This window comes from Levilactobacillus suantsaiihabitans, from assembly GCF_004745505.1.
Lineage (GTDB): Bacteria > Bacillota > Bacilli > Lactobacillales > Lactobacillaceae > Levilactobacillus > Levilactobacillus suantsaiihabitans.
In genome coordinates, this window is sequence record NZ_RKLX01000010.1 from 81,521 (window position 1) to 106,725 (window position 25,205).

Consider the following 25,205-nt stretch of genomic DNA (forward strand, 5'->3'; position numbering starts at 1 on the left):
GCCTGCCGTTTCGTGAAAGTTGTGCTGGAACGCGGTGGGCGGACCGGTCGAGCCAAAGTGCGGTCTCGCCCGCGCTTTGAGCCGCAGAACACGTCTCCCATTTGCAGTTTCCTAAGTGGCATGGCCCACGTCACTAAGGAAACTCCCACAGCTGAACTCATCTCTAGCGAACTCTCGGCTACTGTAGCGACTGCCAATAACAACTTGTTTGTTCGATACACCCTTACACTCACAGTCAGTTTAGCCTCGCAGCGACACTCCCCACAACCAGTTCAGCATCCCCCCTGACGTGCCACCCCATCCCTTCAGATGACAATCGAGTTGGTATTAACAACTACTGCATGACCGCTTTCTAAGTTAACGTCTTAACATTTCAAAATCATCCCCCAAACTGTCACGGACGCGCAACTCCAAGCCTTACCCATTTAAGTCCTAATCTGCCAAGGCCTAGGAACTCAATACGATTTACCATCTAGCAAAAAAATGACCAGCCAACTGAAAAATCAGTCGACTGGTCATTTTTATGGTGATTGTTCGCTCAAAGACCAACGATCACCTTTGTCAGTCAAAGCTTAGAACTTAACTTCGTTTTCGGCCTTGCCCGTTTCGATCAATTGCTTGTTGTTGTTCAAAGCAAATTGAACCATGTTCTTAACGGCAGTCTTGGTGTAGAAGGCGATGTGTGGCGTAACCAGCACGTTTTCGCGCTTCATCAAGTTCTTCAACCGTTCGTCAGGAATAGCATCGAAGCTACCAAAGTCAGTGTTGAAGATCCCAACTTCGTCTTCGTAAACATCCAAGGCAGCACCGGCAACCTTGCCACTGTCCAAGGCACGGATCAAAGCATCAGTGTCGATAAGGGCACCACGGGCTGGGTTCAAGATCCAAACGCCATCCTTCATCTTGCTGAAGGCATCGTCGTTCAACATCTTGTCGTTGTCCTTGGTTGCTGGGGCGTGTAAGGAAATGACGTCAGCTTGGGCGTATAATTCGTCCATTGAGTCAACGTAGATCCCTTGCTTTTCCAGTTCTGGGTTGTGGAAGACATCGTAAGCAATGACCTTAGCGCCAAAGCCTTGGTAGATCTTCATCGCAGCGCGGCCAATCCGACCAGTTGCCACAACACCAACAGTCATCTTGTTCAATTCGTCAGCAATGTCTGGGGCCCAGGTCAGGTCACCGTTGGCTTGCTTGCGATCAAACGTTGGGGTCCGACGTAACAGGCGCATCAGTTGGGTCACCGTTAATTCAGCGATGGCTTCTGGTGAGTATGCTGGGACGTTGGTAACCTTGAAGCCGTTACGCTTAACAGCGTCAGCATCAACGTTATCAACCCCAACGTTCCGCAATGACAGATTAGTAACCCCGTTAGCGGCTAACTTGTCTAAGACTGCCGCCGTGTAAGGCTTTTGTTGGTAGACAACTGCGCCGTCATAGCCCTTAGCAAGATCGACCGTCTTTTCGTCCAGCAGATCTCCAACAGCCTTAACTTCAATTCCTTGGTCCTTGGACCATTGCTTCAAGTAAGGTTGTTCATCGTCACGAATGCCATAAGCAATAATTTTCACAGTTTGTTCCTCCTAAAAAGATATCTGTTTCATTTCTGAAGCACTTAATTAGTTTAACACAAATTGGGGCTTGTGCACCACTAAACACGTATTCCGTGTGCCGCCAAATACGCTAATTTGTGTTGTCGGCTCTGATGTTTAAAGGCCCATTCGGCATGCAGCGCATCGTGTTTATTGTCAAATTCCTCGCTGTAGAGCACTTTGAGCGGTCGGTGGACCTTGGTGTATTTGGCCCCCTTACCGGCTAAATGCGTCGCAAATCGTTTGGCCACATCCGTGGTGAAGCCCCCATACAGTGAGTTGTCTGCGCACAATAGCACATAGAAATAATACGCCTTAGTGGTGGCCATAAAGCAACGCCTCCACTTCCGGCGTGTAGTGGCCTTGAGCATCATACACGGTCAAGGGTGCGGGAAAACGGACGCCACCGGGCTTGCCATCCTTAATGGCTTCGACCAACACCATGTTGGCTTCCTTACCCGGCTTAGGGTGGACCAACCGAATCCGTTTGGGCGCCAGTCGATTGGCCGCCATCAGCTGGAGCAGTTGAAATAACCGGTCCGGCCGATGAACAAAGTAGGCCTTGCCATTCATCTTGAGTAGCCCACTGGTGGTAGCCACGATGGTCGCCAGGTTCGTCAAGATCTCGTGCCGGGCAATCGCCAAGTAACGGTTCGGATTTTTTTGGCTGTCCGGTAAATCCGCAAAGTACGGTGGGTTACAGGTCACCACGTCCGCCGAATCCTTGGGGATCCACTGATTCACCTGCGCCAAGTCCCCCTCATAGACGGTCATCTGGTCGTCTAGCTGGTTTAGGGCAATGCTGCGCCGCGCCATGTCGGCTAACCGTGGTTGGATTTCCACCTCGGCGATGTGACCGTGCGTCTTGTGACTCATAAACAGGCCCACCGCCCCGTTGCCCGCACACAGGTCGACGGTCTGGCTACTAGCTCGCAGTGGTAGCTTGGCAAAGTCGGCGAGCAGCACCGCGTCTAGTGAAAAGGCGAAGACCTCAGGGCTTTGAATAATTTGAATATCCTGGCTATATAACTGGTCAATACGTTCATCGGGTTTCAGGGTCACTTTGACCACCCACTTTCAAAATTTTTACGGATAACTTGCAACGGTGCCGTTTTTTTTGCATACTAGATGAAATGGTCTCATTCGAGAGGAGCGCACCACATGTTTTATAAATTTCTACGTGGCGTGGTTTGCACGATTCTATTTCTCATCAACGGTCGCGCCCGCTACGTTCACCAGGCTGACTTACCGGACGGTCCCTACGTCTTAGTGGGCCCGCACCGCACTTGGTTTGACCCCGTCTACTTTGCGATGGCGGCCTATCCCCGTAAGTTCAGCTTTATGGCAAAAGAAGAATTGTTCCAAAACCCTATTTTCCGATGGTTGTTGAAACATGTCAATGGTTTCCCGGTAAATCGTGAGCACCCGGGGCCTTCCGCCATCAAGACGCCCGTGCGCATCTTGCGGCAAGGTGACCTGTCCTTGATCATGTTCCCGTCCGGTTCACGGCATTCCAGTGAACTCAAGGGTGGCGCGGCGGTCATCGCCAAAATGGCCGGTGTCCCTTTGGTACCAGCCATTTATCAAGGCCCGCTCACCTTCAAGCAATTGTTCTCGCGTAAACCCGTAACGATTGCCTTTGGCGCGCCGATCGTCATTGATCGCAAGCTAAAGCTCAACGAGGAAGGGCAAGCAGTGATTGAAAAACAAATGCAAGACGCCTTCGACAAGCTCGACCAAGAGATCGACCCCAATTTCCACTACGTCGATGTCACCGGCGAAAAGAAGGACTAAACAAAAGGATTGTTCCCACCAGCCAATGTTGGTGGGAACAATCCTTTTTAGTTTTTACGCTAGACTGAAGGTTGAAAGTGGGGCGTCAAGACCAATCGTCCGCCCCAGCGTTCCACCCCATATTTGGCGAACGGTAGGCGGCCAGCACGGACAGTATCACTCTTCAACATGAGCAGCGTTTTGGAGCTGAATCATGTCGTAGTAGTAGCCGTGTTGGGCCATCAGCTCATCATTGGTCCCACGCTCGACGATTTTCCCCTGATTCAACACCAGAATCAAATCGGCGTTTTGAATCGTCGACAACCGGTGGGCAATCGCGATGGTCGTCCGGTTCTCCTGGATGCGGTCCAGGCCGTTTTGGATCATGGTCTCCGTTTCAGTATCGACGTTGGCCGTAGCCTCATCCAAGATTAAAATCTTGGGATCCGTGACCACCGTGCGGGCGAACGTAATCAGCTGGCGTTGACCGGCCGAGTATTCCGTCCCCCGTTCGAGCACCGGCGTAGCGTACCCTTGCGGCAGCTGGTCGATGAATTCATCGGCTTGAACGAAGTGCGCGGCTTGCTTGACCTGGTCGTCTGAAATATCGGGGTTGAACATCCGAATATTGGTCTGGATATCGCCGTAAAACAGCTGCGGTTCCTGTAAGACCAATCCCATCTTCGACCGTAATTCGGCTGCTGGGTATTCACGGATGTCGCGCCCGTCGATCAGCACCTGACCGGATTGAAATTCGTAAAAGCGCATCAACACGTTGATGGTCGACGTCTTCCCGGATCCCGTTTGGCCCACCAAGGCGACTGTTTGCCCCGGTTCAGCGACGAAGGACACGTCACGCAAGACCGGGTGCTCCTGGTCATAGGCAAAGGTCACGTGACGAAATTCAATCTTGCCGGCCGTAATCTTGGCATCCGCTACCGGATGTTGTTGGGGCGCTAAAGTCTGATCGTCAATGATCCGTAAGACCCGCGAGCCCGCGACCATCCCGTTTTGGAAGTCACTCAGGTTATCCATCATGTTACTCATCGGGCTGTAGAAGTTGTTCAGGTAGGTAATGAACGCGTAAATAACCCCCGCGGCCACGACCTCGTGAACGCCCCGGATCCCGAAGATTCCTAAAATGATGACGGTCCCTAACGCGTAGAATAAGTTAATGATGGGGCTCAACAAAAGCGAGTTGGTCCGAATCATATCGCGACGAGTGCCGTAGTAGGCCTCGTTGGTCTTCTCGAAGTTCTTGGCCGTCCGCTTTTCTTGCCGAAATTCTTGAATGACACTGATCCCGGTAATGGCCTCGGCTAATTTGGTATTCAGCTCACTGAGCCGTTCACGCATGCGCCGGTAGACCTTGGAACTGAACCGTTGGTAGTACCAGATCGTTAAGGCCAGAAATGGCACCAAGACCAGCGTCCACAGGGCCACGGTCACGTCGGTCGCGTACATCGCGATGAATGAAGAAATGACCGCAAATAACGCCAGCACCAGGGTGTTGAACAGCGCCCAGAAGTTGGAGAAGGTCATGGTATCGTTCATCAACCGCGACAGGATGGAGCCACCCGGTGTTTGGTCGAAGTAGCGCATTCCCTTGCCATGTAAATCGTGAAATAATTTGCGGCGGACATTTTCCAACATGTATTCGGCGCCCATGGTACTGGTGTAGTTTTGCCAAAACTGGAAGATGGCCTTCACGATCATGCCAAAGAGATACAGCCCGGCAAACAGCCACATGATCACGATGGTGGCGTTATTGGTCCGTAAATACTTGTCCATATAGGTCTGCAGCAGCCACGGTAAGAAGACGTTGACCGCGCTGATCAAGGCCGACAGGATCACGGAGCCGATGAAAAACCACTTGTACGGCGCCGCAAACTTGAACAGTCGCTTGATCACGGTCAACTGCTCGCGACCGGACATGCTATGGGCCCAGGCGGATTCGTGCGTCTTATCTGCCATCACTGATGCCTCCCTTCACTTGCGTTTCTAATTGTTGTTGCTCAAACATGCGTTGGTACCACCCGTGGGCGGCCATCAACTGCTCGTGCGTCCCGCGTTCGACGACGGCCCCTTGATCCAAGACCAAGATTTCGTCGGCATTCATGACGGAACTCAACCGGTGCGCGGAAATGATGGTGGTCTTGTTGGCCCGTTCGGCCTTCAGGTTCTCTAAGATCTCCGCTTCGGTCTCGGCATCCACCGCCGACAGCGCGTCATCCAAGATCAGCAACTCCGGATTGATCAACAGCGCCCGGGCAATCGCCAACCGTTGACGTTGACCCCCGGACAAAGAGATCCCTTCTTCACCGACCTCGGTATCGTAGCCAGCCGGTAATTTGGCAATCTGACCTGCCAGATCACTCTTGGCCGCCGCGGCTTCCACTTGCGCTTGGGTCGCTTCGGGCCGAGCAAAACGGATGTTTTCAAAGATATTCGAGGAAAACAGGAAACTTTCCTGTGGCACGTAGCCAATCGCCGGCAGGTAGCTGTCCAGCGCGTAATCTTTGATGGGATGACCGCCAAAGTCGATTTCGCCGGTGTAATTGTCAAACTCCCGCAGGATCAATTTCATAATCGTCGACTTTCCCGCGCCGACCCGCCCGACGATACCCAAGGTGTGGCCCGCCGGTAGCTCGAAGTCGATGCGTTTCAAGCTGGCCCCGGCATTGTCCGGGTAGTCGAATTGCTGGACGTGATAACTCAGCGTCCCGCTTGGCCGCGTTTGAATTCCATTGGTCTGATCAATGATGTGGGTCTTTTGTGCCAACAATTCCATGACCCGGTCGTAACTAGCATTGCCCCGTTCCATGGTGTTGAACAACATCCCCACGGCAAACATCGGCCACACCATCATAGCCAGGTAACTGATGAAGGACACCAGGTTCCCAATCGTGATGACGTTGTGGGTGACAAACAGCCCCCCTAAGACGATGGTCGCCACGTACGAGATTGAAATGATCAGGGTAATGGCCGGGTCAAACATTGAATCCAGTCGGTTGACGTGCCGGTTGATCTCAATCGTCCGGTCGACCTGGCTGTCAAAGTCGGCGACATCGGCGTCATCTTGGCCCAGTGCCTTGATGACCTTGATGCCACTGATACTTTCTTGGGCTTTGTTGTTCAGCCGTGAGAAGGCCGCCTGTGACTCGCCGAACGCCCGGTGAATCTTTTGCCCGAGATACCACGAGATAACCGCCAAAAAAGGAAACGGCACGATGGCCAGCAACGTCAGCCGCCAGTCAATCAACGCCATCATGGCGATCAGCGTGGTGCCTCCAGTAATAATGGCGTCGGCGAATTGGAGAATCCCCCCGCCGGCGACCCGTTGGACGGCTTCCAAGTCGTTGGTCGCGTGGGCCATCAAGTCCCCGGTCCGATACTTCTGGTAGAAAACCCGGTCCATTTGCATGAAGTGGTTGAACAACCGGTTTCGTAACAGCTGTTCCAGCCGCGCCGCTCCACCCCAGATGGCGTTACGCCAAATGTAGCGCGTGGTGTATTGGGCCAAGGCCGCCAGCGTCACGAATAAGAGATCCATGGCCAGCACGCGTCCCGTCATGGTCTGCCCGTGAATGCCATCGACCATGTTTCCGATGATCCGCGGGGGAATAATGGCAATCAATGCCGTCAGCAAGAGGCCAATGACCCCGACCAGGTATCGCCGCCATTCCAATCGGAAATACCAAGATAGTTTGCGAAAAATACTCACGAACATCCCTCCTTAAAATTAGAATATGATTAAAATATAGCACAGACTTACTCATTTTACCGGAAAATCGTGAAATTACAACGAAAAAGACTCGCCCCAGGAAGAAACCTGGAAGCGAGCCTCAAATAAACCAACTTATTTTTTGTGTGCATTTTGTTGCATGGCGTTCATCATTTGATGAAGTTTCCGCTGTGAAGGCTTTTGGCCCATTTGCAACATCATTGCCCGTAATTGGTCTTCGTTGATTGGTGGATTGTCTTTCAGATAGTTTTCCATGTACTTCCGTGCGCCGAAAAAGCCACCTGCTGCACAGGCCAACCCCACGACGATCACGATTAAGATCCAGATCCAAGTTGCCAAGTCGTTTCCCCTCCTTTGATGAAGTCATTCATTTAACAATTCTACACAAACTTAACGCAAATTAAAAGAGCGAATCCCAAAAAGGACCCGCCAGTACGCCTTAATCGTCCCGTAAGCCTTTGTCGCGTTGAATCTGCCGGACCTTTTCCGGAGTGACTTCCTTACCATTTTTGTCGTAGACCTGCAACATCTCGACTTGGCTCTTGAAGCTCGCCCGGAAGAGTTTTAGGTATTGTTGCCGCAAGCCGGCGCGTTCCGTCTTCTCCTCGGGCGTTAAGCCTTCCGCCTTATTTTTATGTGCAAGTTCATTGATGCGCGTTAATAACGTGTCCATTGTTGGTTCTGCCATGAACAGTCCTCCTTGAGAAAAAATTTGGGTTTAGTTATCGAAGTTTCCTTAAAAATTCAAGTCGACACCTATCATATCAGGGTTATTTTCAAATTTCAACCAATTTAACCGAACATCTGTTTGAAAACGTTCGGTACCTATGCTACAATTGCACTAAACAAAACTACGAATGACGAACGAGGTGGCAGAAAAAATGAGTAAGGCTTCTGAGAACAAACAAATCGCCGTTCTCCGCTTCATTTGGGAACGGGTCAACGAAAAAGGGTATCCCCCGACTGTCCGTGAAATCGGGGAAGCCGTGGCGCTTTCCTCAACTTCAACGGTCCACGGTCACATCGCCCGCCTGGAAAAGAAAGGCCTGCTGGTCAAGGACCCCACGAAACCCCGGGCGCTGGAAGTCACGCCGGCAGGACTGGAAGAACTGGGTGTCCACGAAGAACAGACCAAGATTCCCGTCTTGGGGACCGTCACGGCCGGCGAACCGATTCTCGCCGTTCAGGAAGCCACAGATTACTTCCCTGTGCCACCTGAATTCGAAAACGATGACGATCAACTCTTCATGCTCACGATTCGCGGCGAAAGTATGATCAATATCGGCATCTTAAATGGTGACCAAGTCATCGTCCGCCGGCAACAATCCGCCGATAACGGCGATGTCGTCATTGCCATGACCGAAGAAAACGAAGCGACCTGCAAACGGTTCTTCAAGGAGGCCGATCACTACCGGCTCCAACCAGAAAATGACACCATGGCGCCAATCATCTTGAATCACGTCAGCATCTTGGGTAAAGTCGTCGGCTTATTCCGCGACGATGTCCACTAGACTCTGCATACTTAAGTTAAAGCCAGCTCTCGATTTGAGGGCTGGCTTTTTTAGTGACTGAAGATTGACTGGCAGCAATCGGCTAGAAAGATTGCCGTCATGCGATTTCGCGTTAAGACTAGTTGTTGACGACTGCAATAACCAAAACTGGCCACCTACCGTTCGCCAAAGGTGCTGACCACTAATAACCGACTAACCCCTTGTTAGCAGTTAGCTGCTCAACTATTTTCTTGTCAACACCGCGGGACTGATAGGCATTATCTCGCCGGAGACAGCCAGGGTGGAGCCAGCTGTGTCGACGGTGTTACCTGGCGTTGTTTGCCAGGTTACAGCGTGGGACGACTTGAAAGACTGGCCGGTTTTGCCAGGCTTTCAAGCGAACCGGAAGACCGTTCCTCAGGCTGGAGGTGTTCCCCAGAGCAGGCGGAACCCTGGCTGACGCAGGCACTGATTTAACCAATCCACCGATTACTAGATGACTTCGCCGTGATAATGGCTTTCTGGCAAGGTTGAAAAGTCGTAAGCGGCCAAGGCTTCGGCTTCGCGTAAGTAGGCGTGTAGCCCTTCTGCCAACATCAGGTTTAAGATCGTATCCTTCTCGTGCAAGACCACGATTGGCTTTTTACTGTGAAAGGCGTAACCAATTTCAAAGGCCGTCCCCGAATCCACCTGATCGTCCACGAAGTCGACTAGGGCAACGACAACATCCGCTTGGTCGATCTGGCGAACATCCATTTGGAAGGTTTCCGTTGCCCATTCGGGCGTCCCCATTTCCAAGTCACGAATTTCGTTCAATCGGGGGCTAAAGACGTTGCCCACCCGGGGATTGGCAGCCAAGGCCTTTTCTGCCCGTTCAATCCGGGAAATCTGTTCCTCACTGAAGAAGGGTCCTGCTAAGTACACGTTAGTCAATCGAATCTCCTCATTTCTCTCTTGAATGTCCTTATTATACCGGAAACGTTAACTCTATGCGATAGGTTTTTGATTAATATTCGGTTATAATTCCCCGAGAAGCCGTTTTCACGCGCTACAAAAATAAAATATTCGAATTTGCCAATTATTTCACGTTTTCTCGCGAACCCTTATCACTTCCTAACGGTTGCCATAATATTCATGCTATACTTAGCTTAACTTATCATGCGGAGGGGTTAACATGTTCTTAGGAATTGCGATTTTGGGTGCTATTTTCATTGTTATCACTTTTTTCTCGGTGATCAACGCCGGGCGACGGGGAGAATCACGGCGGGGTCCGTTGATTGTTTTGGTGCTCACAATTTTAGTCACAGCCGGTGCCATTTGGAAACTGCCCTACTGGTCGGCTAATCACCACCACAGCGACCAATCGGCAGCCAGCTCCGTTTCTAAAACGTCATCTCTCAGCTCCCAGTCTGGACAGGCCTTTGCCAGCAGCACGCAGACCATGACCCAAGCCGAAGCGGAAAAGCAGGTCGCTCAGCAGTTGGCGAAGTCCCTAAAGAAATTGGGCCCAGTCACTTTCGACAAGGCCAGCAAGACCTACACGTTGACCATCACCAATACCAATTTGAAGAAAACCATCAAGGGCTTACACGCCGATCCGAGTCAGGCCAAACAAGCCAAATGGCCGAAGTTTGCGCACAACTTCATTCAGACCAGCGCGTCATTGAAAAAGGCGTTGGGTAAGGGCTACAGCCTAGTGTTTCGGGTCGGTCACCAGTCGCCCGTCTTGGTCTACAAGGACGGCTACCTCACTAAGAATCAATTCGAATAGTTTGTAAAATGAAGGGTCTGGGAAAAACATCCCAGACCCTTTTGCGTCACCTTTAAAAGGCTCACGCTTTCCAATCTAATTGGTAGCTTGATGACGGTACTGCCGTTGTTGATGTTGGCGGCCGGCCAAATAATACGGTGCCCGTTCTTGCCCCACGGCCAGTTGCGTATCGCGCCCATCGTTACTGAGTTGTTGCTGGAAAATGGCCTCGTATTCGGCCACACTGACGGCTTGGCGGTCGGCCAATTGTCGCGTTAGGAAGTCGTCGTCAAATCCAGATCGGTAATCGGGTTGCAGCACGCCGCTGAAGAACTCCCCCTCGGCACCCGAGCCGTAGCTAAAGAAGCCCAACCGTTCGCCCCCGACCAGCGTTCCGTGGCGCAGTAAGGACAGGAAACTCAGGTATAACGACCCAGTATAGAGATTGCCGACTTCGCGATTATCCGCCTGGCTGGCCTCAAAAGCCGCCGTCAAGGATGCTTGCTGGGGTTCATCGGCTTCCGGCAGAATCTGGCGGAGACCCTTGCGCCCCATCTTGGTAAATGGTAAATGAAAAACGAACGCCGAAAAATCCGCAATCGACCGCTGCGTTTGTGCCTGGTAGTCGGCCCAGACCGTCTTGAAGAAGTCCAGGTACACGTTGGTCGAATACTTGCCATCGACCAAGGCCTCGGTCCGATAGGTTGGCCGCCAAAAGTCCATCACATCCGCGGTGTGGTAACTGCTGATGGCATCTAATGCCAGGATCGTTGGATCCGCCGTGACCAGCATGGCAACCGCGCCGCCGCCCTGGGTAACCTCACCGGCCGTGCGCAGGCCGTAGCGGGCAATATCGGCCCCAATGACCAGCACCTTGGCCGTCGGGTGGACCCGAACAAAGTCGGCCGCCAACTGCAAGCCCGCGGTAGCCCCGTAGCACGCTTGTTTCAGTTCAATCGCCCGGGTATTGGCCGGCAGACCCAACAAATGTGCGAGGTACACCGCTGTTGCCTTAGAATTATCAACGCCGGATTCGGTGCCGAACAACACCATATTGATGTCGGCCTTGATGGCTGGCGTCAGGATCTGACTCGCCGCATTGGCCGCCATGGTCACGACATCTTGGGTCGGCGGGATCACCGCCTGTTTGGATTGGCCGATTCCAATCAGATATTTGTTGGGGTCCTCCCCCCGCGCATGTGCCAGATCGACCATGTCTAGATAGTGGTCTGGGGTAAAAAAGCCAATCTTATCAATGCCTACAGTTACGGTCATGGTGTCAAAATCCTCCTAAAATTCCTTGTACACGTGTCAGTCGATCGATCGTGATTTCCACAATTGACTAACACTTACGGGTGAAGCGTTCTCCTGATTCTCGTCAAAACACTTTATCACAGTGCTTAGATGATTGGCAAATCTCGTAAAATTGTATGATACATCTATTTATTAATTTAAAATCATTTTGCGCCTAACATGATGCTTTTTGCTAGTTACAATTCACCCTTCTTCAACTGGTGTAACGTGGTCTTAAGTTGTTCCTTGACTTCTGCGGAGACCGTCGGGTACGTTGGGTGAATGTTCTGCAGCCGTTTGACCAGAATGTTCGAGACCAACAGTCGGGCAACCCCCTTGTCATCGGCCGGGATGATGTACCACGGTTCCTTCTTGGTCGCCGTATTGGCCAGCATTTTGGTATAGGCGTCTTGATAGTCCGCCCAAAAGGCCCGCTCACGCATATCGCTGGGTGAAAACTTCCAGTTTTTGCTGGCAATTTCGATGCGCCGCTCAAACCGCCGCGTTTGTTCCTCACGTGACAGGTGTAAGAAGAACTTGATCGTCACAAAGCCCTGGTGGCGCAGGTACGTTTCAAAATGCCGCAGGTCATGGTAACGCCGATCGAAGAACTTATCGCCGACGTCTGCCAAACTGTTCACGCCCGGCAGGTGTTGCCCCAATAACATTTCTGGGTGGACCCGACTGATCAAGACGTCCTCATATTGTGAGCGGTTAAAGATCCGAATCTCGCCTCGGCGCGGTAATTCTTGATTGACGCGCCACAAGAAATCGTGATCCAACTGAAGATGCGTCGGCTGCTTGAAGCTGACCACGCTGGTCCCCGAGGGGTTCAACCCACTGAAGACGTGGCGGATCAGACCATCCTTGCCGGCGGTATCCATCCCCTGCAAGATGATGATCACGCCAGTCTCGCGTTGCGCGTACAAACGTGTCTGCAGGTCACTTAGGGTAGCCACGTTGGCTGTCAAGGCGTTGGTGATGACGGCCTGTTCAGGCCCCCGGTCAACGCGGGTGGCTATTTTACTGAGATCCACGGGGGCCTCCCCGGTATATCGATAACGACTTTCAGTATTCAAAACGCATCGCCTCCTGTTACTAACAAATCATAGCATGCTTTGCCCGCCGTGACCGTTTAAAAGTGCTAAAATTCACGAAAAAACTTTTTCCTGTCTAAATGAGTGCGTTTGCCCGGTGGCCTTGCTATACTTAACTTGTAACCACTTACCAAGTTGATGAAGGAGTTTCCAATATGAAAAAAATTACGGCATATTTTGTACGTCACGGACAAACCATGTTGAACCACTACAATAAGGTGCAGGGTTGGATCGACTCGCCCCTCACGGAAAAGGGCCGGGCTGATGCCAAACGCGCCGGTCAACAGCTCAAGGGGATTCACTTAGCCGCTGCCTACAGTAGTGACTCCGGCCGGGCCATTGAGACCGCGCGCATCGCCTTGCGTCAGAACCCGGAGAACATGAACATCGTGTCCTATCAGTACCCCGAATTTCGGGAACAGTGCCATGGCTATTTTGAAGGCAACGACTTGAACCAAATGTGGCAATTCGTCGGCGCCCAGGTCAAGATGACCTCCGAATCCGCGGTTTTAGGTACCTATGGCCTGGAAAAGGCCCGCGACTTGATTCACAAGGCCGACCTCTACGGAGAAGCCGAAAGCAACGACATGTTCTGGGAACGTCTGGACCGCGGCTTTAATAAGCTCCGGGACAATTCTCAAGACGGCGACACGGTCTTAGTCGTTTCCCACGGCATGACGATTCGTTCCATCGTGGACCGCTACGCCCCGGAACTTGACGAAGGCGTGGCCACCATCAATGGTAGCATCACCAAATTAGAGATTACCGACGATGATATTCACGTCGATTTCTTTAACAAGATTGATTTTCAATCCTAAACTAGTTTCCAGGGAGGTCTCATCTCATGAAAAACATTCACCGTTCTGCCAATAATCGGGTCTTTGCCGGCGTTCTCGGCGGCCTGGCGCAGCACTTTGATTGGAACGTGGGCGTGGCCCGCATCTTGTTTGTGGTCTTGGCCATCACCCCCGCGTTTCCCGGCATCATCGCCTACCTGATTCTTTGGATGATCATGGGCGATCCCGAATAAAGCACCCTGGCAGCTCCCCCAATTTTCGGCGGAGCTGCTTTTTTAGTTGACGTAAGCGGGCCAATCTTCTAAAATTTAGGGTGTAACTTGTTACGTCATGAGCAATGCGCTTGGTTGCTCCAAATACAAGGAGGTCTCTATCATGGCAAACTCAGAAAAGACTTTGGTACTGGTAAAACCTGACGGTGTCGCGGAAGGACACATTGGTGAGATTATTTCACGGCTAGAAAGAAAGCGCTACCAAATTACGGCATTAAAGGTCGTTCGCGCCACTCCTGAACAACTTGAAAGGCACTACTGCGAACAAGTCGACAAGCCCTATTTCCACGAAATTGAAACGTACATGATGGAAGGTCCCCTGGTCGCCATCATCGTCACCGGGACCGATGTCGTCAAGGCTGTCCACAATTTAGCGGGTAAGACTCGGCCCAACGACGCCCAACCCGGCACGATTCGGGGCGACTTTGCCCATGAATACCCCGATGGCATCTTAAGAAATATCGTGCACACCGCAGACAGCCGGGAAAATGCGCACCACGAAATCGCCATCTGGTTCCCCGAACTAGCGGTAGAAGCCCATCAGCAACAAGCCGCTCTTCAGCAACAAAAAGTCACGGAATAGAAAATGAGCGGGTCCGCAAGTTGGGCCCGTTTTTTTGGCGCCATCTCTGCTATAATCTACAGTAGCTAAGGTGGTGAATGACAATGACTTTTCCAGAAGATATTTTTGAAGCTGCCGCCTATGAATGGCTCAAGCAGCAGGATCTCACGCAACACACGCCCAAGGAGGTCACCAACGCTTTGACCGAGGCGATTCGTCAAGCTAAGGGCCTGGCGCCCGCGACCGAAGATCCTTGGCAAGCCAAACCATAATCAAAGGACTGATTCCATGACCGGCAAATTGGCCTACATCGACGCGCTGGCGTTGACCCCGCATCCAGAGGGTGGCTGGTACCGCCAGACGTTTCAAAGTGACGACAAAGTCTTTGACAACACCAGTCAGGCCGCTCGTTACCAGTACACCAGTATCTACTTTCTACTGGACGACACGCACCCCTCACACTTTCACCGCCTCACCCACGATGAGCTGTGGTTCTTTCACGACGGTGCGCCCGTGACTATCCACTGTATCGCCCCCGACGGCAACTACTCGCAGGTAACCCTTGGTGCCGATGTGACAGCCGGTGAGCGTCTCCAGTTCAAGGTCCCTCATGACACGATTTTTGCCTCGGAGGTGACCCAACCCAATGCGTTCGGCCTCGTCAGCTGCGTGGTGGCCCCCGGATTTGACTTTGCGGACTTCACACTGGTGAACCGCGAAACGTTGTTGGCCGCGCATCCGGGACTGGTGGATGTGATTGAGCGGTTGGCGGATTAGGTAATTTTTTTGAATCAGCGAGCACTAATCTCATGTTTTTTCGGGTTAGTGTTTTTTCTATCTTCTATTTTTTACACGCAGATATTAGATTTTTATAAAAGGCGAATTTTGGGGAAGTTTAATAAGACCGATAACTCTCGTCCCGCTCTTAAAATCATCAAACATAGCAAAAAGAAACTATCAGTCAGTGCAGGAGAACAGTATCATCGCTCATCCAAGCCCAATTTTTTCCGACTAGAAAAAATGACCAAAATTAAATAAACAGCGTCGCCACCAATCAATCTCGGTTGGTGGTTTTTTTACAATAGATACCAACCAAGATGATATTCGTCAGACAATTTCATCCTCCTATTTTCTGACAACTCGCCAATCATTTGCAATAGCTTATCTTCCGGAAGACTCAAAAAATCGCTAACGCTTGCATAGATTATTCAGGCTACGCTCTTCATCAAGTAGCCTGAATAATCTAAAACACAAGCATAACTACCTCGTCTTTCAATCTGCTCCCCAAAAAATCGGTCAGATTTTCATCAAAATCAAAAACAGGCTTGCATTTATAGTCATTATTGGTAGAATATATTAAGTAGTGACTTGGAGAGTTGGCAGAGTGGTAATGCAACGGACTCGAAATCCGTCGAACCGGCTAATACCGGCGCGCAGGTTCAAATCCTGTACTCTCCTTAAAGATATGAACAAAAACAGCAATTTCGTTAAATGAACGTTTAACGAAATTGCTGTTTTTATTTTAAAAAGTATCACTGAGTTATTCCGATTAGCAATCGACAGGCCCACTTTAACTCTAAAAATAAGTTGGGAAACGTCCGCGATTAAGACTGGTAATCAGGCAACGGTGCCGCTCACAACCGCATCTGTGGAAAAAAGTAAAAACAATTTACGCTCTTTCACAGATGTAATCATGGTCGACATTTCTCCTGCAGTCAATTGCTAAAGCTAAAATTCGTTTTACGCATCAAGGCATTCGGCCTCTAAAATTTTCGTTGTGCCAACACAATCGGATCGAATGGATCGATCCAAATCGGCGCCGTATCCACCAGACCAATCGGGGAAATATTGGTGCTGTCTAGCTTGGCGGCCAACAATTGTTTGTCGGCATCTTGGGCTGTCGAGATTTCCCAGTCGGTCCATTCCGACTGCCAGGTGGCCCGGCTAATAATAATCAGTAATTGATTGGCCGCTTTGATTTCCTTCCGCAAATGCCGGCGAATTCGGTTGGCACTGGCACAGTTAAAGCACACCGGCGGCTCCTGTTCGTGAAAGCTGACCGATGGAAACTCCCAGTACTTGTCCGCCCACTCCTGGAGTTGGACCTGAAACGAATGGGCTAACGGATCGGCTGACTGGTAGCTGATAAATAGATCACTCATCATCCAAACTCCCTTCCTAATTGACTTGGCTTAATTGTAACTGGCTTAAAAGTCAAAACGATTACAAGCAGGTGTTTTTCTAATGAATACTATATAACAAATCTAATTTACTTTCTAGCAATCACGATTATTCGGCAAAAACATTAACGTCCTAGATAATGAAAATCCGGGTCGCGGCCTTCCCGATAGCAGGCAAATGCCCGGGTCAACTCATTGTGAAACGTCACCAAGATTGCCGGCGTGGCCCAAGTCGAAGCAGCCCAAAACACGGTATCATCCGGCTCACGGTTATCGTTGGGATAACGGTGGTAACCCCACTCTTCATCCCAGATGGTCCCCTGCGTGTTCAACCAGTCCTCGGCCAACCCTGCCTGCACGACCGCCATAACGTCGCCATTGTCGCGTATCAGCGCCGCCAGCTTCTCCCAGTCTAATTGCCAGTCATGAAGCTTAGGATCCTGCTGGCGGGTTCCCAGGGGCGTATGCCGCAGCTGAATGGGGGTCAGGTCAATAAAATCCATGGTCATCATCTTCCTTTCCTCTATTCTACCTGGAACCGTCGAAAATTGCAGGGCCCACTCATTGGTTTTACCGGTAAGTCATTTTTTCTCTGAGCATATTGATTGCGGGAAAACACTAATTAGTCCATAATATAATTACAAACTAATCAAAATGATTAGTTGATAAACACATATTCTCCCCTTTGCACCACTCTCACAGATTCCGCACGAATCTTGATTCATCCCCCAGATAGTCCTCCTCAACGGGCTGTTTTCTTCAAAGCCAGGGTCGCCTCCCACGGCCCTGGCTTTTTTGCGTCCGATTGGGCTTTTCGTGGTGGCGGTTTCAGGTCTATACTAATTTTAAACGCTTTTTGAAGGAGGATTTTTTGTGTATCCCAAACGTTCCTGGTTTCTCTTTAGCATGATGCTGATCGCCGCTAACCTGCGGCTGCCCATCACATTAATGCCGCCCCTACTGCCCGATCTGGAACAGACGTTGCATCTGCCAAGCTCTTTGGCCGGCCTGTTGACGTCGATTCCCCTGGTGACATTTGCCATCTTTTCCCCACTGATTGTGAAATTGGCGCAGCGCTGGGGCAACGCCCGTACGGTTTTGGCCCTGTTTCTGCTCTTGATTCTGGGGAGCTACGGGCGCATCATTCCCAACGTGGTCGCCCTGTTTTTCGGGACCTTCCTGGTGGGCATTGGCGTAGATAGCGGTAACGTCTTGATTCCGGCGCTGATCAAGGAACGCGTTCCCGACCAGATTCAGCTGGGGACCAGTCTTTACACCCTGTCCATGTTGTTGGTCGGTGCGTTGGGGACCGCCGCGGCTGGCTATCTGATCACATCGCTGAGTTTTGGCATGACCCAAGCCATCTTGGGGGTCATCAGTATCATAGCTGTCATCTGTTGGCTGCCCAATTTAAAGACCGCCGACACGCCGGCCCTGACCGCCCAACAACGGGCGCAGGTACCGCATTACCATAGCGTTTGGCGGCAACCATCTGGCTGGCTGATCACGTTGTTCTTTGGCCTGCAGTCGTTGGTCTACTACGTCTTATTGACCTGGTTGCCCACGATTCTGACCACCCACGGCGTGTCCACTATCGTCGCCAGTAACCTCTTGACGCTGTTTCAGCTCAGCGGGTTACCTCTAGCCTTTCTGGTGCCTTACCTCTTTAACAAACGCCATGGCATGCCCTTACTGTTGACGATCATGACGCTGGGATACGTGGTGGCGCCACTGACCTTCCTGTTACCCACGCATTCGCTGCCGTTTCTCACGACCATGGCGTTGATCAGCGGTCTGGGCTCCGGGGTCGCCTTTAACCTGGCCATCATGTTCTTCACCGAAAAGACCCACAACCCCTACCAGACCGCCGCAATTTCCGGCATGGCCCAGTCAGCGGGCTACTTACTGGCCGCCGTCGGTCCCATTTTATTCGGCACCTTGGCCACTAGTCTGCACGCCTGGAACCCTGTCTTGTTGCTGCTGGTCGTCTGTGCAATCGCCTTGACCGTGACCGGTATCGTGGTCGACCGTCACGCCATGATTGCCGATTGACGACTATGCAAAACGGTTGACTATATGCATTTAATTATGGATAATATAATCGTAATCTAAAACGTTTCGTCAGCCAATGCTAAGGAGGTCATCTCATGTATCAGCATATTTTAGTCCCCCTCGATGGGTCCAGCAACGCCAATGAAGCCCTTAAGGCGGCCATTGATCTGGCCAAGGACTGGCACGCCAGCCTACTGCTCCTGCACGTGACCGATATCAACCAGTTTGGCGGCTACGCCCGGGGCCTGGCTTACACGGAGGTCATCGCCTCCATGCGCGAAAACGCCACGGAACTGATGACGCGCGCCAAGGAACTGGCAACGGCGGCCGGTGTGACCGTCACCACGGCCAACCTGGAGGGCGCCCCCAAACAGCAGATCACCGATGTCGCGAACGATGCCGAAAATGGGATCGACCTAATCGTCATCGGGAAATCCGGGACCAACGCCTTCTCCCGACTCGTGGTCGGGTCAACCACCACCTACGTGGTCCAGCACGCTCACCCTAACGTCTTCGTCATCAACGATATTGCCGAAGATTAAGGTTCCCCTATCTCCATGCAACTCGTGACGGCCGTTGTGCGGGCTAGCCCGCCCGTCGTTCGCCAATCTTAGGCGTTAGACACCCGTCACCCCAGCAAGCAACGCATCATTTCACTGTCAACCAGTAGATTAGTCTAAAAAAGGTGCCAACCACGAGAAATTTCCCGTGATTGGCACCTTTTGTATCGCTTGAATTTAGTATTCCATTAAGCTAAAGATATCGTAACCCTTCAGCTTGTCGCGACCGTGCAGATCCTTGAGCTCGATCAAAAAGGCCGTTCCCACGACGATACCGCCGAGGTCTTCAACCAACTGAATCGTGGCACCAATGGTCCCACCCGTGGCCAACAAGTCATCGGTCACCAAGACCTTTTGGCCCGGTTTGATGGCGTCTTCGTGCATGTACAGTGCGGATTGACCGTATTCCAAGTCATAACTAGCCTTGACCGTCTTCCGCGGCAATTTGCCTTGCTTACGGGCCGGGGCAAAACCGATCCCCATTTCGTAAGCGACCGGGCAGCCGACGATGAACCCGCGGGCTTCTGGGCCCACGACCATTTCAACGCCCTTGTTCTTGGCGTACTTGACGATCTCGTCAGTGGCGGCATGGAACGCTTCGCCGTCCGCCATCAGTGGGGAGATGTCCCGGAACATGATGCCCTTTTCGGGGTAGTCCGGAACGCTTGCAATGTATTTCGTAAAATCAGTTGCCATAAGATGAAGTTGCTCCTTTATTTTAAGTCCAATGAGGCCTGAAGACGCTGCAAGAGTGCTGCAGTCGGACAAGCTAACAGCTCTTTTTCCGTCTGCATTTGCTGTTGTCTGAGTTGGTAACTCGGCGCACTGGCCAAATCCTTGTGCTCTGGGTGGGCCACCCCGTTCATGATACCGTGATCGATCGTGATGAAGCCACACTCGAAGAAGACCTGAATCATGAAGACCAGCTGGGTCCGCGGAATCTGCAAGAAGGTCGCCAATTGGTCCAGCTGATGGCCTATATCGACTTGTTGATGTGTTGCAATGAACTTAAACAGTTTAGCATATTGCGGGCGAGTTGGCATCCCTAATTGCGAAAGACTTTCTTTCTTATACAAATAAGCCGTCACCTGCGTGGGTTTAAGTTGCTGTAAAACGCTGGTTAAATCTGCCGTATCGTCCGGACAGTCGACGATAAAGACCGGGGTGTCCGCCGCGACGGGCTGTTGCGCCGACCCGTCGAACAATAGCGCGTTGGCCCCCGTTGGCAATTGGCCCGCCAGCTGTTGGTAAATATTGCGGTGGAAGAACACGTACACGCCAAAGGCTTGAAACATCGCCTGATGCAGTTGCGTGGTTCGGGCATCGACGACCGGCCGCGCGACCTGCTTGAGATCCTTGACCATCACCTGCAAGGAATGCCGGCCTTGCCAAACGTTGTCCTCGATGGCCCCTAACACCTCGACTGCCTCGGGATCCGCAGTCAATGCCGGGACGTTTTTACCGGCACCAAACTGAATGGCGTTGAGTTGCTGGTGATCTTGGGCCAATTGAAATTTCAAATGACTGTGATCTTGACCGATGGCCTTGACCTGCGTGACCGTCGCTGACTTAAAGGCAAACAACGGCTGCGGATTATCCGGACCAAACGGCGCTAACTTGGCCAGTTGGTGGTAGAAATCCATCGTGGCGTCCTTGACGGACAAGGCCGCCGCGACCACCAACTCGCTGGGGCCACTCTCGGTCAATTTTTGCGTCTCCGCTTCAGCATCCAAGGCGTCCGCCAAGGCCCCTAATTGGTCCTCAGGCACCGTCAACCCGACTGCCATGTGATGGCCCCCAAACGCCGTCATCAGGTCTCTGTGACCATCTAGGGCCGTAAAGAGGTTGAATGCGTCGACGCTTCGACCAGACCCCTTGGCCCGACCATCCTGAATGTTCACCACCAACGTGGGTTTGCCCGTGGTCTCCACGACCTTGCTGGCTACGATTCCCAGCACGCCTTCGTGCCAATCATGACCACTAATGATCAGGGTCGGTCGCTGGCTGTGGTCGGCATCGGCGGCCTGCGCTAAGGCGGCCGCGCTGATGGTTTTGACCAGATCTTGGCGATGCCGGTTCTTGGCTTCGGTATCCTTGGCTAAAGCCGTGGCCTGCGTGTCATCTAACGTCGTCAAGAGTTCGACTGCGGGACTCGCATCGTCCAGTCGCCCCAACGCATTGAGTCGCGGCGCAATGCCAAAGCCGATGGATTGTTCCGTCAATTCCGCCGGTTTTAACCCCGCGCCTTGCATCAAAGCCTGCAGGCCGGGTCGTTCGTCTTGAGCCAGCAGCTGTAAGCCATAGTAGACCAAGACGCGATTTTCATCAATCAACGGCACCAGATCGGCGACTGTCCCAATCGCTGCCAGATCCAGCAGGTCTTGGGGAATCTCCTCGCGCAGGGCCTGGGCGACCTTGAAGGCCACACCCGCACCGGACAAGCCACCAAAGGGATACTCGGCGCCCGGATAACGGGGATGGATGATGGCATAGGCGTCTGGAAGGTCCTGGGGCAATTCGTGGTGATCGGTCACGACCACGTCAACGCCGGCCTCATTAGCCGCCGCAATCGCATCCTTGCCGGCCACCCCGTTGTCCACGGTCACGAAGAGCTGGGTCCCCGCCGCAATCAATTTTTGAAAAGCCGCGACGTTGGGCCCGTACCCGTCCGTAAACCGGTTGGGAATATAGTAGTTGACCTTGGCACCCATTTCGTTGAGCGTTTCGTACAAAATCGACGTACTCGTGACCCCATCGGCATCGTAATCGCCGTAAATGGTGATCTGTTGCTCCTGGGAAATGGCGTCTTCAATGCGTTCAACGCCCTTGGCCATGTCGTGCAACAGATTCGGGTCATGGAGTTGTTCGGGTCCCGGATTCAAGAAGGCCTGAATCGCTTCGGCCGTCCGATAGCCCCGATTCACCAAAATCTGGGCAATAATCGGCGGCGTCTGCGTTTCTTCGGCCAGCTTGAGCGCCTCTTTCGACGGCTGGTTCACGTCTTTGATATTCCAGCGATACTGTGCGGCAATCACCAACAACCATCCTTTCTATCCTTGAGTCACGAAACAGAAACGGACGCCACAGAAATTAGTGTTGATGACTCGCTAACTTCCGCAACGCCCACTTGTTTCAACGTTGATCTGTTCCTGAACTGTCTTATTTTTCGGCTAACTTGGCCTGCAGATCAGCCACTTGGGCCCGGAGTTCTTTGATCTGCTTTTCCTGGAGGCCAGCCGCTTGCTTACTGTTTGAATTTTGTAGGCGCTTGGACAACCGGTCGTTTTCCGCCTGAAGCTGGGCCAGATGCTCACTGCTAGTCTGTTCCAGTTCCTTGTAGGCCCGGTTGTGCTGCACGGCGTTGATGGTCGAAAACAAGATCATCAAGACCGCCCCAATCAAAATGGAGACTAGTAGAATCAAAATCAGTGGCCAGTGAACTGTGGTGAACCCAAAGGACACGGGGACACTTTCCACATTTAAGATTGCAAACACCGCGACCACGATGACTAATAAAATGCTGATCACAATTCGCCACTGATTCTTCATCACTTAGCACCCGCCTTGATTAATTTTTGAAAGGGAACATCGACCGCGTCAAAGTCCTTGACCACCTTGGTGTTCTTAAAGACTTCACGCGCCTGATGCTGGAGATCTAACGCCATCTTTCCCGTGTAACGTGCGGAAATATGGTTCAACAGTAATAATTTGACGTGCATCCGCTTGGCCAACTCGGCCGCCTGAATGTTGGTCGAGTGGTAATACGAACGCGCTAACTTGCTTTCGCCCTTGGCAAACGTGCTTTCGTGAACCAACACGTCCGCGTTTTTGGCCAATTTTTCCTCACCGGGCGTCTGCCGGGTATCCCCTAAGATCGCCACGATTCGACCGGGTTGGGCGGGCCCTAAAAAGTCTTGCCCGTTGACCGTCCGTCCATCCGGTAAGGTCACCGTTTGACCCGCCTTGAGTTGGCCGTAAACTGGCCCGGATGGAATCTGGGCGGCCTTGAGTTTGTCCACCTGTAGCTCGCCGGGATGGTCCTTTTCCTCGACGCGGTACCCAAAGCATTCGATGCGGTGGTCCAAGTGCTGCGCGTAAACGCGGAACTTCGGATCCTCGAAGATCAACCCGTCGGCCGTCAATTCTTGATAATGAATCTTGTAAGACAACTTGGTCTCGGACACGCGCATGCTGACCTCAACGAAGTTCCGAATCCCCTTGGGGCCATAAATCGTCAGGGGCTCATTGCCGCCCTGAAATGACCGACTACTTAATAACCCTGGTAGGCCAAAAATATGGTCACCGTGTAAGTGTGTAATAAAAATTTTATCGATTTTACGCGGCTTTAACGTCGTGCGTAAAATTTGGTGCTGGGTCGCTTCACCCACGTCAAACAACCAGACGGAATTCCGCTCGTCCAACAGGCGCAAGGCCGTGCTGGTCACGTTACGGAACTTTCCTGGTGAACCGGCGCCGGTCCCTAAGAATTCAATTTCCATATTTTTTTCGTTCCTATCCTGTTTTTAAGTCCAAGCACTATTTTAGGGGATTTTCACCCAAACCGCAACTTTTCCTTCCCCGATTCCGGTAAAACCTGTCTCGACCAGGCAGATGGTCCATGAATTTTAAAAAATCCGGGTGCCGGCCTGGGGTTCTCCAGAAAAATTCGGTATACTGAGGTAAAGTCACGAACTGGGGAGGGAGTTTCGTTGCGCCTCATCGATTTTAACCGTTCCACCATTGATCTGCATCCGGCACTAGAAGTCTTTTGGGAACATGACCACGTGACCACCCCCATCGTCGACATCCTACCGGCGACGGCCAAGCAAATCGTCTTGGTCAGTGGCGCCGGTCACGCGTTGACGCTGGATCAATTGCGTACCCGCTGCCAACAAATGGCGCCCCACGCCAACCTGTTCATCGCGGCTGACACGCCGATTCGGCTGTACGGGTATCGCTTAGTGCCTCACCAAATCCTATTAGGTTGAAAGGAGTTTTATCATGCGTTTCCATTCATCATTGGCCCTACTTGGTCTGAGTGTCTTAGTCCTCGGTCTGGCGGGCTGCCAGTCTAATGCCAAACAAAGCACCGCTAGCTTTAAGAATAGCTCGGCTAAGTCCAGCAGTTATAGTGCCCCTAAGCCCGATGCGGCGGTTTCCGGGTCATCTTCAACGAAAAAAGAGGCCCAGACCTACCGTCCTAAGGCCGCCCAAACCAGGAGCGCCCACTATGTCAAGTCGGGCAAATTGAAGACGGCCGGGCAATACACCTACGATAAGGTCGGCACCAAGCTGCAACTCGACCAAGTTAAGCACCCTCGGACCACTATCAAGAGCGGTCCGCTGACTTATAAGGTCACCACGGTGCGCATCATCAAGAACACGGCCAAGACCGCCGCAGCCAAACGCATGGCGGCCCAGGCCTTGAATCTGGCCAGCATCAAGAGCCCCTATTACACGATCCAAGTGAAATTTACCATCACCAATCACGGCAAGCGTGACGTCACCACGGATGGGATCAAGACCCTGCGACTCAGTCAAAACCGCCAGTTAAACGCCTCCGGGCAACTCAGTGACGCCAGCGCCGGCAAGACCATCCCCGCCAACGACCACCTGACGACCTTTGCCACGGGCTTGGCCAGCGAAAAGAAGCGCCCGACCTTCAAGTCGGTGAAAATCGCCTTCGCCGGCGCCTACGCCGACAGCAAGCAGGTCGTGGCTCCCACTGGCTGGTTGAAGCTAGCACTGTAACGGGGTGGCCTGGCAACGTGCTCAACCCCCTACTTGGCGAACCTTCGGCTACGGTGGGGGTTGAGCGCGGTCACCACCTTTGAAGGCAGGTTCAATCGACAGATTGTGGTTTCCATGACACTCAGTGTTGCGTTCACAATAGACCATTAAAAAAATCGTCATCAAAGTTGGGACTTATCTCCCTCTCTTGATGACGATTCTTTTTCTTTACAGCTTAATCTGAAGGTTGAACCTAAAATTAACGTGCTGGTTGCCGTAATGACGGTGTTCTGACACCGTGATAATAAAAGGCTA

At 52.1% G+C, this 25,205-nt stretch carries 28 protein-coding genes and 1 tRNA gene; 13 read left to right on the plus strand and 16 right to left on the minus strand.

Going from position 1 to position 25,205, the window contains the following annotated elements; translation table 11 throughout:
• Positions 1-572: 572 nt before the first annotated feature.
• The 3 genes from EGT51_RS07395 to EGT51_RS07405 all read right to left on the minus strand — a co-directional run bounded on the left by EGT51_RS07395 (position 573) and on the right by EGT51_RS07405 (position 2,660).
• Complete coding sequence (locus EGT51_RS07395; protein WP_135368087.1) at positions 573-1,568, minus strand: D-2-hydroxyacid dehydrogenase; 996 nt, start codon at positions 1,566-1,568, stop codon at positions 573-575.
• An 80-nt stretch (positions 1,569-1,648) separates the two neighbouring features.
• Complete coding sequence (locus tag EGT51_RS07400; protein WP_135368088.1) at positions 1,649-1,918, minus strand: GIY-YIG nuclease family protein; 270 nt, start codon at positions 1,916-1,918, stop codon at positions 1,649-1,651.
• Positions 1,905-2,660, minus strand: coding sequence for a tRNA1(Val) (adenine(37)-N6)-methyltransferase (locus EGT51_RS07405; protein WP_135368089.1), 756 nt, complete (start codon positions 2,658-2,660; stop codon positions 1,905-1,907). The genes EGT51_RS07400 and EGT51_RS07405 overlap by 14 nt, the downstream gene beginning before the upstream one ends.
• 90 nt (positions 2,661-2,750) lie before the next feature.
• Here EGT51_RS07405 and EGT51_RS07410 point away from each other — a divergent pair, with 90 nt between their 5' ends.
• A complete protein-coding gene (locus tag EGT51_RS07410) occupies positions 2,751-3,383 on the plus strand; it encodes a lysophospholipid acyltransferase family protein (protein ID WP_135368090.1) in 633 nt (210 codons plus the stop codon).
• 156 nt (positions 3,384-3,539) lie between these two features.
• Here EGT51_RS07410 and EGT51_RS07415 read toward each other — a convergent pair whose 3' ends face one another.
• The 4 genes from EGT51_RS07415 to EGT51_RS07430 form a co-directional block, all read right to left on the minus strand.
• Positions 3,540-5,336, minus strand: a complete 1,797-nt coding sequence (locus EGT51_RS07415) for an ABC transporter ATP-binding protein (protein WP_135368091.1) — start codon at positions 5,334-5,336, stop codon at positions 3,540-3,542.
• The gene (locus EGT51_RS07420; protein ID WP_135368092.1) at positions 5,326-7,086 is read right to left on the minus strand and encodes an ABC transporter ATP-binding protein; all 1,761 of its coding nucleotides are present in this window, start codon (positions 7,084-7,086) and stop codon (positions 5,326-5,328) included. Before EGT51_RS07420 ends, EGT51_RS07415 begins: the two co-directional genes overlap by 11 nt.
• Before the next feature lie 135 nt (positions 7,087-7,221).
• Positions 7,222-7,446, minus strand: a complete 225-nt coding sequence (locus EGT51_RS07425) for a YneF family protein (protein WP_125575920.1) — start codon at positions 7,444-7,446, stop codon at positions 7,222-7,224.
• A 100-nt stretch (positions 7,447-7,546) separates the two neighbouring features.
• Positions 7,547-7,795, minus strand: a complete 249-nt coding sequence (locus EGT51_RS07430; RefSeq protein ID WP_135368093.1) for a DUF896 domain-containing protein — start codon at positions 7,793-7,795, stop codon at positions 7,547-7,549.
• A gap of 193 nt (positions 7,796-7,988) precedes the next feature.
• Between EGT51_RS07430 and lexA the strand changes: the two genes are divergently transcribed.
• Positions 7,989-8,618: a transcriptional repressor LexA gene (gene lexA / locus EGT51_RS07435; protein WP_135368094.1), complete on the plus strand. Its 630-nt coding sequence runs from the start codon at positions 7,989-7,991 to the stop codon at positions 8,616-8,618.
• Positions 8,619-9,089: 471 nt separating this feature from the next.
• On the opposite strand, the gene EGT51_RS07440 is transcribed toward lexA, so the two are convergent.
• Positions 9,090-9,530, minus strand: coding sequence for a nucleoside 2-deoxyribosyltransferase (locus EGT51_RS07440; protein ID WP_135368095.1), 441 nt, complete (start codon positions 9,528-9,530; stop codon positions 9,090-9,092).
• A gap of 241 nt (positions 9,531-9,771) precedes the next feature.
• Between EGT51_RS07440 and EGT51_RS07445 the strand changes: the two genes are divergently transcribed.
• Positions 9,772-10,368 (plus strand): hypothetical protein, encoded by a 597-nt coding sequence (locus tag EGT51_RS07445; protein ID WP_135368096.1) that lies wholly within the window; start codon positions 9,772-9,774, stop codon positions 10,366-10,368.
• 75 nt (positions 10,369-10,443) lie between these two features.
• On the opposite strand, the gene EGT51_RS07450 is transcribed toward EGT51_RS07445, so the two are convergent.
• Both EGT51_RS07450 and EGT51_RS07455 read right to left on the minus strand, forming a co-directional pair.
• On the minus strand, positions 10,444-11,622 hold the full coding sequence (locus EGT51_RS07450) for a hydroxymethylglutaryl-CoA synthase (RefSeq protein WP_135368097.1): 1,179 nt from the start codon (positions 11,620-11,622) through the stop codon (positions 10,444-10,446).
• Between the two features lie 215 nt (positions 11,623-11,837).
• Positions 11,838-12,719, minus strand: coding sequence for a PPK2 family polyphosphate kinase (locus EGT51_RS07455; RefSeq protein ID WP_135368098.1), 882 nt, complete (start codon positions 12,717-12,719; stop codon positions 11,838-11,840).
• 173 nt (positions 12,720-12,892) lie between these two features.
• Here EGT51_RS07455 and EGT51_RS07460 point away from each other — a divergent pair, with 173 nt between their 5' ends.
• The 6 genes from EGT51_RS07460 (at position 12,893) to EGT51_RS07480 (ending at position 15,826) form a co-directional block, all read left to right on the plus strand.
• Positions 12,893-13,555: a histidine phosphatase family protein gene (locus EGT51_RS07460; RefSeq protein ID WP_135368099.1), complete on the plus strand. Its 663-nt coding sequence runs from the start codon at positions 12,893-12,895 to the stop codon at positions 13,553-13,555.
• Positions 13,556-13,581: 26 nt separating this feature from the next.
• Positions 13,582-13,767 carry a PspC domain-containing protein gene (locus tag EGT51_RS07465; protein ID WP_135368100.1) on the plus strand — a complete coding sequence of 62 codons (186 nt, stop codon included), beginning with the start codon at positions 13,582-13,584 and terminating at the stop codon, positions 13,765-13,767.
• 142 nt (positions 13,768-13,909) lie between these two features.
• Complete coding sequence (ndk, locus tag EGT51_RS07470; RefSeq protein WP_135368101.1) at positions 13,910-14,389, plus strand: nucleoside-diphosphate kinase; 480 nt, start codon at positions 13,910-13,912, stop codon at positions 14,387-14,389.
• A gap of 83 nt (positions 14,390-14,472) precedes the next feature.
• Positions 14,473-14,640, plus strand: coding sequence for a hypothetical protein (locus EGT51_RS12955; protein WP_164505615.1), 168 nt, complete (start codon positions 14,473-14,475; stop codon positions 14,638-14,640).
• 16 nt (positions 14,641-14,656) lie between these two features.
• Positions 14,657-15,145, plus strand: a complete 489-nt coding sequence (locus EGT51_RS07475) for a cupin domain-containing protein (protein WP_135368102.1) — start codon at positions 14,657-14,659, stop codon at positions 15,143-15,145.
• Positions 15,146-15,738: 593 nt separating this feature from the next.
• Positions 15,739-15,826: transfer RNA gene (locus EGT51_RS07480), tRNA-Ser, on the plus strand.
• Between the two features lie 305 nt (positions 15,827-16,131).
• On the opposite strand, the gene EGT51_RS07485 is transcribed toward EGT51_RS07480, so the two are convergent.
• Both EGT51_RS07485 and EGT51_RS07490 read right to left on the minus strand, forming a co-directional pair.
• Positions 16,132-16,530, minus strand: coding sequence for a TIR domain-containing protein (locus EGT51_RS07485; protein WP_135368103.1), 399 nt, complete (start codon positions 16,528-16,530; stop codon positions 16,132-16,134).
• A gap of 143 nt (positions 16,531-16,673) precedes the next feature.
• On the minus strand, positions 16,674-17,051 hold the full coding sequence (locus EGT51_RS07490) for a hypothetical protein (protein ID WP_135368104.1): 378 nt from the start codon (positions 17,049-17,051) through the stop codon (positions 16,674-16,676).
• 370 nt (positions 17,052-17,421) lie between these two features.
• On the opposite strand from EGT51_RS07490, the gene EGT51_RS07495 reads away from it, so the two are divergent.
• Positions 17,422-18,600, plus strand: coding sequence for a CynX/NimT family MFS transporter (locus EGT51_RS07495; protein ID WP_135368105.1), 1,179 nt, complete (start codon positions 17,422-17,424; stop codon positions 18,598-18,600).
• Between the two features lie 95 nt (positions 18,601-18,695).
• Positions 18,696-19,142, plus strand: coding sequence for a universal stress protein (locus EGT51_RS07500; RefSeq protein WP_032676570.1), 447 nt, complete (start codon positions 18,696-18,698; stop codon positions 19,140-19,142).
• A 195-nt stretch (positions 19,143-19,337) separates the two neighbouring features.
• Here the strand turns inward: EGT51_RS07500 and EGT51_RS07505 are convergent, their stop codons facing one another.
• From EGT51_RS07505 to rnz, 4 genes are all read right to left on the minus strand, one after another.
• Positions 19,338-19,856, minus strand: coding sequence for an adenine phosphoribosyltransferase (locus tag EGT51_RS07505; protein WP_125577246.1), 519 nt, complete (start codon positions 19,854-19,856; stop codon positions 19,338-19,340).
• A 17-nt stretch (positions 19,857-19,873) separates the two neighbouring features.
• A complete protein-coding gene (gene recJ, locus EGT51_RS07510) occupies positions 19,874-22,195 on the minus strand; it encodes a single-stranded-DNA-specific exonuclease RecJ (protein ID WP_135368106.1) in 2,322 nt (773 codons plus the stop codon).
• Between the two features lie 124 nt (positions 22,196-22,319).
• On the minus strand, positions 22,320-22,709 hold the full coding sequence (locus EGT51_RS07515; protein WP_135368115.1) for a LapA family protein: 390 nt from the start codon (positions 22,707-22,709) through the stop codon (positions 22,320-22,322).
• Positions 22,709-23,659 (minus strand): ribonuclease Z, encoded by a 951-nt coding sequence (gene rnz, locus EGT51_RS07520; protein WP_135368107.1) that lies wholly within the window; start codon positions 23,657-23,659, stop codon positions 22,709-22,711. The genes EGT51_RS07515 and rnz overlap by 1 nt, the downstream gene beginning before the upstream one ends.
• A gap of 210 nt (positions 23,660-23,869) precedes the next feature.
• Between rnz and EGT51_RS07525 the strand changes: the two genes are divergently transcribed.
• Positions 23,870-24,148, plus strand: coding sequence for a hypothetical protein (locus tag EGT51_RS07525; protein WP_135368108.1), 279 nt, complete (start codon positions 23,870-23,872; stop codon positions 24,146-24,148).
• Between the two features lie 13 nt (positions 24,149-24,161).
• Positions 24,162-24,911, plus strand: a complete 750-nt coding sequence (locus EGT51_RS07530) for a hypothetical protein (protein ID WP_135368109.1) — start codon at positions 24,162-24,164, stop codon at positions 24,909-24,911.
• The last annotated feature ends 294 nt before the right edge of the window (positions 24,912-25,205 follow it).

Coding starts and splice junctions, on each gene's coding strand:
- EGT51_RS07400 (WP_135368088.1), bottom strand. CDS start 1,918: ATGGCCACCACTAAGGCGTATTATTTCTATGTGCTATTGTGCGCAGAC.
- EGT51_RS07410 (WP_135368090.1), top strand. CDS start 2,751: ATGTTTTATAAATTTCTACGTGGCGTGGTTTGCACGATTCTATTTCTC.
- EGT51_RS07415 (WP_135368091.1), bottom strand. CDS start 5,336: ATGGCAGATAAGACGCACGAATCCGCCTGGGCCCATAGCATGTCCGGT.
- EGT51_RS07430 (WP_135368093.1), bottom strand. CDS start 7,795: ATGGCAGAACCAACAATGGACACGTTATTAACGCGCATCAATGAACTT.
- lexA (WP_135368094.1), top strand. CDS start 7,989: ATGAGTAAGGCTTCTGAGAACAAACAAATCGCCGTTCTCCGCTTCATT.
- EGT51_RS07445 (WP_135368096.1), top strand. CDS start 9,772: ATGTTCTTAGGAATTGCGATTTTGGGTGCTATTTTCATTGTTATCACT.
- EGT51_RS07450 (WP_135368097.1), bottom strand. CDS start 11,622: ATGACCGTAACTGTAGGCATTGATAAGATTGGCTTTTTTACCCCAGAC.
- EGT51_RS07460 (WP_135368099.1), top strand. CDS start 12,893: ATGAAAAAAATTACGGCATATTTTGTACGTCACGGACAAACCATGTTG.
- EGT51_RS07465 (WP_135368100.1), top strand. CDS start 13,582: ATGAAAAACATTCACCGTTCTGCCAATAATCGGGTCTTTGCCGGCGTT.
- ndk (WP_135368101.1), top strand. CDS start 13,910: ATGGCAAACTCAGAAAAGACTTTGGTACTGGTAAAACCTGACGGTGTC.
- EGT51_RS12955 (WP_164505615.1), top strand. CDS start 14,473: ATGACTTTTCCAGAAGATATTTTTGAAGCTGCCGCCTATGAATGGCTC.
- EGT51_RS07475 (WP_135368102.1), top strand. CDS start 14,657: ATGACCGGCAAATTGGCCTACATCGACGCGCTGGCGTTGACCCCGCAT.
- EGT51_RS07485 (WP_135368103.1), bottom strand. CDS start 16,530: ATGAGTGATCTATTTATCAGCTACCAGTCAGCCGATCCGTTAGCCCAT.
- EGT51_RS07490 (WP_135368104.1), bottom strand. CDS start 17,051: ATGGATTTTATTGACCTGACCCCCATTCAGCTGCGGCATACGCCCCTG.
- EGT51_RS07500 (WP_032676570.1), top strand. CDS start 18,696: ATGTATCAGCATATTTTAGTCCCCCTCGATGGGTCCAGCAACGCCAAT.
- EGT51_RS07505 (WP_125577246.1), bottom strand. CDS start 19,856: ATGGCAACTGATTTTACGAAATACATTGCAAGCGTTCCGGACTACCCC.
- EGT51_RS07515 (WP_135368115.1), bottom strand. CDS start 22,709: ATGAAGAATCAGTGGCGAATTGTGATCAGCATTTTATTAGTCATCGTG.
- rnz (WP_135368107.1), bottom strand. CDS start 23,659: ATGGAAATTGAATTCTTAGGGACCGGCGCCGGTTCACCAGGAAAGTTC.
- EGT51_RS07530 (WP_135368109.1), top strand. CDS start 24,162: ATGCGTTTCCATTCATCATTGGCCCTACTTGGTCTGAGTGTCTTAGTC.